We start from the raw sequence: 6,409 nt of genomic DNA, 5'->3' as shown, positions 1-6,409 counted from the left end.
GGTCACGATCGCCTCGGCCAGCGTCCCGCCGGGCACGAGCACGAGATCGGCCCGGCAGCCCTGGCTCAGCCCGTAGCCGTCGAGTTCCATCACCTTGGCTCCCTCGATGGTGCAGACATCGAGAGCGATCCGGAGTTCATCGTCGCGCCGGAAGTTGTTGCGCAGGCCGACGAACATGGCGCGCTCCAGCATGTCGGCATTGCCATACGGCCCCCAGGTGTCGCGGATGCCGTCAGAGCCGGAGCAGACCCGGATGCCGGCCTCGATCAGCCGCTTCACCGGCGGGGCCGGCCGGCTCGCCGGCGCCGTCGTCATGATGGCAATGTCGAGCTCGGCGAGCTGGGCGATCAGCGGATCGATGAGGGCCGGGTCCGGCGTGCCGAGGCAGAAGGCATGGCTGATTGTGACCTTGCCCTTCATGCCGAGTGCCCGTGTACGCTCGATGATCATGTCCATCGAGAAGGCGCCGACCTCACCGGGCTCATGCAGGTGGATGTCGAGCGGCTTGCCATAGCGCTGGCAGAGCGCAAACACGGCGTCGAGATGCCCCTTGGGATCACGGTCGATCGTGCAGGGATCGAGGCCGCCGACCACTTCCGCGCCGAGCTTCATGGCCTCGTCCATCAGCTCCAGCGTGCCGGGCCGGCGCAGCATGCCGGACTGCGGGAAGGCGACGATCTCGACGTCGATGATGTCGCGATAATCGTCGCGCATCTTCATCACGCCCTCGACGCCCCACATGCCGTGATCGGTATCGATGTCGATATGGCTGCGGATATGGGTCGAGCCCATCAGCGAGGACTGGATGCTCTGGCGGGCCGATTGCTGATAGGGATCGATGCCGAGCCGACGCTTGTTCAGGCGCTCATTGTCGATCTTGTCGAGAAGTCTCGGGCCAACTTCGTTCTTGTACCAGGGCAGGCCCCAGAGGCTCTTGTCGAGATGGGTGTGAGCCTCGACCAGGCCGGGCAGCAGGATCTCGTTGCGGCCATCCTCGACCGCGACACCGGCCGGCGCAGCAAGCCCGGTCCCGAGGCGGGCAATCCGCCCCTTCTCGATCAGGATATCGGTCGCCTCGCCGCCAAGCGGGCGGATATTGCGCAGCAGAAGATCGGTAGCCATCGTTTCCTCGTCAGTTTCTTGTCAGCGGAGTTTCGGATTCAGCGCATCGCGCAGCCAGTCGCCGAGCAGGTTGACCGAGAGCACGATCAGCCCGAGCTGCAGTGACGGGAAGACGATCAGCCACCAGGAGCCCGAGAACAGGTACTGGTTGCCGATGCGGATCAGCGTGCCGAGCGAAGGCTGGGTGATCGGCATCCCGACGCCCAGGAAGGACAGGGTCGCTTCCGACAGGATTGCCAGCCCGAGATTGAGCGTCGCGGCGACCATCACCGGCGTCAGGGTATTCGGCAGGATGTGGCGTCGCATGATGCGCGCCGGCGCGACCTTGATGATGCGCGCGGCGAGAACGTATTCCTTGCGCCGTTCGACCATGGTGGAGGCGCGCACGGTGCGCGCGTACTGCACCCAGTTGGTCAGCGAGATCGAGACCACCAGCACCACCGCGGCAAAAGGCTCACGCAGGCCGGGTGGCAGCAACTCGCGGAAGATGGCGCTGACCAGGATCGCCATCAGCAGAGTCGGGATCGAGAGAACGGTGTCGCCGAGGCGCATCAGGAGGTTGTCGATGCGACCGCCATAGAAGCCCGAGACCAGCCCGACCGTCACGCCGAGCCCCATCGAGACGATCACTGCTGCGATACCGATCAGCAGCGAGACGCGCGTACCGTACAGAATGGCGGACAGCACGTCGCGTCCCTGCGGGTCCGTGCCGAGCAGGAACGGCCACTCCCCGCCGGCCTGCCAGATCGGCGGGATCTCTGCCTTGTCGATGAAGACCTGAGCGAGATCATGCGGGTTTTGCGGCGCGATCAGGGGCGCGAGAAACGCGGTCGCGATCAGCAGCACCAGCACCAGCGTCGAAAGCCAGGCCGCGGGAGTGCGACAGAAGCTCCAGCCGATATCGCTGTCGAGGAAGCGGCGCAGGCGGCTGGGCTTGGCAGCGGCATCAGCGGGCATTGGCGGCTCCCGAAATCGCATCTTCGCGCAGCCTTGGATCGACATAGGCGTAGAGCAGGTCGACCAGCGTGTTCAGTGACACGAAGATGAAGGAGACGACGATCAGATAGGCCGCCATCACGGGGATATCGACGAAGGTCACGGCCTGGACGAAGAGCATGCCCATGCCCGGCCATTGGAAGACGGTTTCGGTCACCAGCGCGAAGGCGATCAGGTTGCCGATCTGCAGACCAGTCACCGTGATCACCGGCATCAGGCAGTTGCGCAGCGCATGGCGGAAATTCACCGCACGAGCCGGCAGGCCCCGCGCCCGGGCGAAGCGGATGAAGTCGGTGCGCATCGTCTCCAGCATCTCGGCCCGCACGAGCCGCATCACCAGCGTGATCTGGAAGAGCGAGAGCGTGATGCCCGGCAGGATCAGCGCGCGCCGGCCGGACGGCGTCAGGAAACCTGTGCTCCACCAGCCGATCTGCACCACCTCGCCGCGGCCGAAGGCCGGCAGCCATTGCAGGGTCACCGAGAAGAGCAGGATGAACAGGATGCCGAGCGCGAAGCTTGGCAGGGAGACGCCGAGCACGGAGACGAATTGCAGTGACTTGGCGAGCAGGCTGTCACGTCTGATCGCCGTGTAGACGCCGAGCGGGATCCCGACTGCGAGCGACAGGAAGGTCGCTACCAGCACCAGTTCGAAAGTGGCCGGGAAGCGCTCCGTGATCAGCGTGAAGACATCCTGCTGATTGCGATAGGAGATGCCGAAATCGCCGCGCGCCGCGTTGCCGACAAAGGTCGCAAATTGCAGGACGAAGCCCCGGTCGAGACCGAGCCGCACGCGCAACTCGTCGCGCTGCGCCTGGCTCGCCTGCTCGTTCAGCATCAGCTCGACGGGGTCGCCGACGAACCGGAAGATCAGGAAGGCGAGGAAGGCGACGGCGAGCATCACGCCAGCCGCGTTCAGCAGTCGTTTCAGCAGGAAAGCCGGCATCGTCCCCTCCGGTCACAATGGACCGGGAGCGCCTGAACGCTCCCGGCCGGTCGATGCGGTTCAGCTCACTTCAGCGTGGTCAGCCACAGGCGCGGCTTGTTGTCGGAGGCCTGCACCGTCGAGGCCACCGTGTTGCGCATCGCCCAGGCCATCGGCTGCTGATGCAGCGGGATGAAGAGATGCTCCGCCTTGGCGATCTTGAGCGCCTCCATCATCATCGGGATGCGCTTGCYGTTGTCGAGTTCGACGCCGGCCTTGTCGATCAGCGCATCGATGCGCGGATCGCCCCAGTTGCCCCAGTTGAACACGCCGCCCGTGCCGCTCTTCGAGCGCAGCACCTGCACCAGCAGCGAGTAGGCGTCGATCATCGGCTCATTGGCCCAGCCAAAGGAGATCACGTCGAAATCGCCCTTGACGCGCTTCGGTGTCTGCTGGCTGCGCGGGGCGAGGCTGAGATTGGGCTTCAGGCCGGCGCGCGACCACATCGAAGCGACCGCCTGGCAGAACTCCTCCTCGTTGACCAGGCTGTCGGCCTGACAATTGAACTGGAAGGAGAAGCCGTTGGGATAACCGGCGGCCGCCAGCAGCTTCTTGGCCCCCTCGAGATCGAAGGGCAGGCGCGCATCCTGGGACGGCTCGTAGCCTGGGATCGCCGGAGCGACCAGCGCGCCGGTATTGCGCGAGAGGCCGCGCATGGCCCGCTTCTGGACGGCGTCGATGTCGATCGCGCGATAGAGCGCCTCACGGACCCGGATATCCTTGAAGGGGTTCTTGTCCTTCACATCGCTCTCGAACAGCGCATCCTTCAGATTGAGGGCGAAGAAAACCGAGCGCAGCTCGTTGGTCTGCAGAACCTTGACGTCGGGCGAAGCCGCAAGCCGCGGCAGATCCTGCAAGGGCGCGACATTGGTGAAGTCGATCTCGCCGGAGAGCAGCGCGGCGACACGGGTCGAGGCCGAGGTGATCGGCGTGAACTCGATGACGTCGATATTGTGCTGCGGCTTGTCCCACCAGGTCGGGTTCTTGATGAAGATCGTCTTGGCGTCGGCGCGGCGGCTCTCGACCTTGAACGGGCCGGTGCCGTTGGTGTTGTCGGTTGCGTAGCCCTTGATGCCCTTGCCGGAATCGGTCGGGAGCGAGGTGTTGTTCGCCTCCATCCACTCCTTGTCGAAGATGAAGATGTTGGTGAGGTCGTTCAGCAGCAGCGGGTACGGGCCGTTGACCTCGATCTCGACGGTATAGTCGTCGATCTTCTTGGCGCTCTTGTAGGCCGGCAGATTGCCCTTGAGCGGCGACGTGTCATGCGTGACGCGGTCGAGCGAGGCGATCACATCGTCAGCGGTGAAGGGGTTGCCATTGTGGAACTTCACACCCTGACGCAGCTTGAAGCGCCAGACCGTGGGGGAGACCGTCTCCCATGATTCCGCCAGGGCCGGCTCGATCTTGAGATCGCCGGTGTAGCGCACCAGCCCCTCATAGACATGATTGAGCACGGAGAGCGTGAACGTCTCGCCGTAGGAATAGGGGTCGAGCGAGGCGATCTCGCGCGACGCGCCCCATTTCAGGGTCTTCGCCTCAGCCGCGCCGTTCAGCGCCAGAGCCGCGACAGCCGCCAACAACCAGTGCTTCTTCATCGATTTCTCCTCTCGATGAACCTGCGGCGCATCTTTGGCGCTCGGTCAGGCTCGGTGCCCCTCGTGAATGCCCAATCCCGCGCCACCCTGGCACTTTGTGCAGCATCTCGTGCGCAATCAACAATCAATATTGCATACGATAGAGATATCGTATTGTATACGATTATCGCAGACAAGGGGGAAACTGGAGTGGAGCGGAATCCCGTGACATGGAGTGAGGCTGAGACGGCCGAGCCAGAGCGGAGACGCACCATGCCGACGGAACCCCGCCCTCATGGATTGCGTGCGCAATCCGTGTACAAGGCGCTGCGACGCGCGATCATCGAGCAGGCCCTGCGGCCTGGCATGAAGCTTCCCGAAGACTCGATCGGCGAACAGCTCGGCGTCAGCCGTACGCTGGTGCGCGAGGCCTTCGGGCGGCTCGCCGTCGAGGGCCTGGTCGAGCTCAAGCCCAATCGCGGCGCCTCGGTCGCCTATCCCACCCTGGAAGAAGCCCGCGACGTCTTCGACGTCCGCCGTAGCCTTGAACGGTTGGTCGCCGAGACCCTCGCAGGCCGGCTCACCCCGGCACAGATCACCGAGCTTGAGCACCATGTCCGGCAGGAGGAAGCCGCACATGGCCAGGACGGGCCGGAATCGATCCGGCTCTCCGGCGATTTCCACATCCGGCTCGCCGAGATGACGGGCAACGTCCTGCTGCTGCGCTATATCCAGGAGCTGAGCTCGCGCTGCTCGCTGGTTCTGGCGATCTACGGCCGTCCGCATTCGTCGGAATGCGCCGTCTCCGAGCACCGGCAGCTGATCGAGGCGCTGAAGCGCGGCGATGCGAAGCAGGCCGCCGAACTGATGGATCATCATCTGCAGGCCGTGGTCACGCGCGCCCTGCTCACTCCCCGGGCGGAGCGCGACATCCGCGACCTGCTCGCCCCCTACGCATTGAGCGAAGGACTGACTCCCCCATGACCGCTCAGCCGCGCGTCCAGCCCAAGTCCGACACCCAGCCCTCGATCGTCACCTTCGATTTCGCGGCGCTCACGCCGCGCGAGCGCTACAAGCTCCTGATCGGCGCGGTCGTGCCACGCCCGATCGCGCTGGTGACGACGGTCGATGCGCAGGGCATCGTCAACGCCGCGCCGTTCAGCTTCTTCAACTGCCTTTCGGCCGATCCCGCGATCCTGGCCCTTGGCGTCGAGTATCGCCCGACAGGGGGCCAGAAGGATACCGGTCGCAATGTCCGCGATACCCTTGCCTTCACCGTGAACATCGTCTCTGACGCGCTCATTGCCGGCATGAATGTCTGCGCGGTGCCTTTCGCGCCGGGCATCGACGAATTGCGCGAGGCGGGGCTCGATGCCCTGCCGGGCGTCAAGGTGCCCTGCCCCTGGATCGGGCAGGCACCCGCCGCCTTCGAATGTCGTCACCACACCACGCTCGGCATCGGCAACTCCCGAGAGATCATCCTCGGCGAAGTCGTCTACGCCCATTTCCGGGCCGACATCGTCGACGAACGGCTCCATGTCGACCCGGTCGGGCTCGACGCCATCGGCCGAATGGGCGGTCATGGCTATGCCACGACCCGCGACTATTTCGACCTGCCCACGATGTCGGTCGACACCTGGACCCAGCGCCCGGAAGAGGCGAACCGGCGCACGTCGCTGAAGGACTGAACGTCCGATTGCAGGCTTGCGGAACGATCCGCTGAAGTGGAGGTTGG

General features: G+C 64.8%; 6 protein-coding genes. 2 read left to right on the top strand and 4 right to left on the bottom strand.

Features of this window, described 5'->3' with window-relative positions; translation table 11 throughout:
* The 4 genes from AC1D34_RS10525 to AC1D34_RS10510 form a co-directional block, all read right to left on the bottom strand.
* Positions 1 to 1,122: amidohydrolase family protein (locus AC1D34_RS10525; RefSeq protein WP_476824209.1), on the bottom strand; the 1,122-nt coding region annotated here is incomplete at its 3' end.
* 21 nt (positions 1,123 to 1,143) lie between these two features.
* On the bottom strand, positions 1,144 to 2,079 hold the full coding sequence (locus tag AC1D34_RS10520) for an ABC transporter permease (RefSeq protein WP_476824208.1): 936 nt from the start codon (positions 2,077 to 2,079) through the stop codon (positions 1,144 to 1,146).
* On the bottom strand, positions 2,069 to 3,061 hold the full coding sequence (locus AC1D34_RS10515) for an ABC transporter permease (protein WP_476824207.1): 993 nt from the start codon (positions 3,059 to 3,061) through the stop codon (positions 2,069 to 2,071). Before AC1D34_RS10515 ends, AC1D34_RS10520 begins: the two co-directional genes overlap by 11 nt.
* A 65-nt stretch (positions 3,062 to 3,126) precedes the next feature.
* Complete coding sequence (locus AC1D34_RS10510; RefSeq protein WP_476824206.1) at positions 3,127 to 4,695, bottom strand: ABC transporter substrate-binding protein; 1,569 nt, start codon at positions 4,693 to 4,695, stop codon at positions 3,127 to 3,129.
* A gap of 252 nt (positions 4,696 to 4,947) precedes the next feature.
* Between AC1D34_RS10510 and AC1D34_RS10505 the strand changes: the two genes are divergently transcribed.
* Together AC1D34_RS10505 and AC1D34_RS10500 are read left to right on the top strand one after the other, a co-directional pair.
* The gene (locus tag AC1D34_RS10505) at positions 4,948 to 5,658 is read left to right on the top strand and encodes a GntR family transcriptional regulator (RefSeq protein WP_052513480.1); all 711 of its coding nucleotides are present in this window, start codon (positions 4,948 to 4,950) and stop codon (positions 5,656 to 5,658) included.
* A complete protein-coding gene (locus AC1D34_RS10500) occupies positions 5,655 to 6,362 on the top strand; it encodes a flavin reductase family protein (protein ID WP_476824205.1) in 708 nt (235 codons plus the stop codon). Before AC1D34_RS10505 ends, AC1D34_RS10500 begins: the two co-directional genes overlap by 4 nt.
* Positions 6,363 to 6,409: the final 47 nt, after the last annotated feature.

The organism is Allobosea sp. P1_A7, from assembly GCF_056406775.1.
The sequence above is the reverse complement of the archived record's forward strand: the minus strand, read 5'-3'. Positions and strand labels throughout refer to the sequence as shown.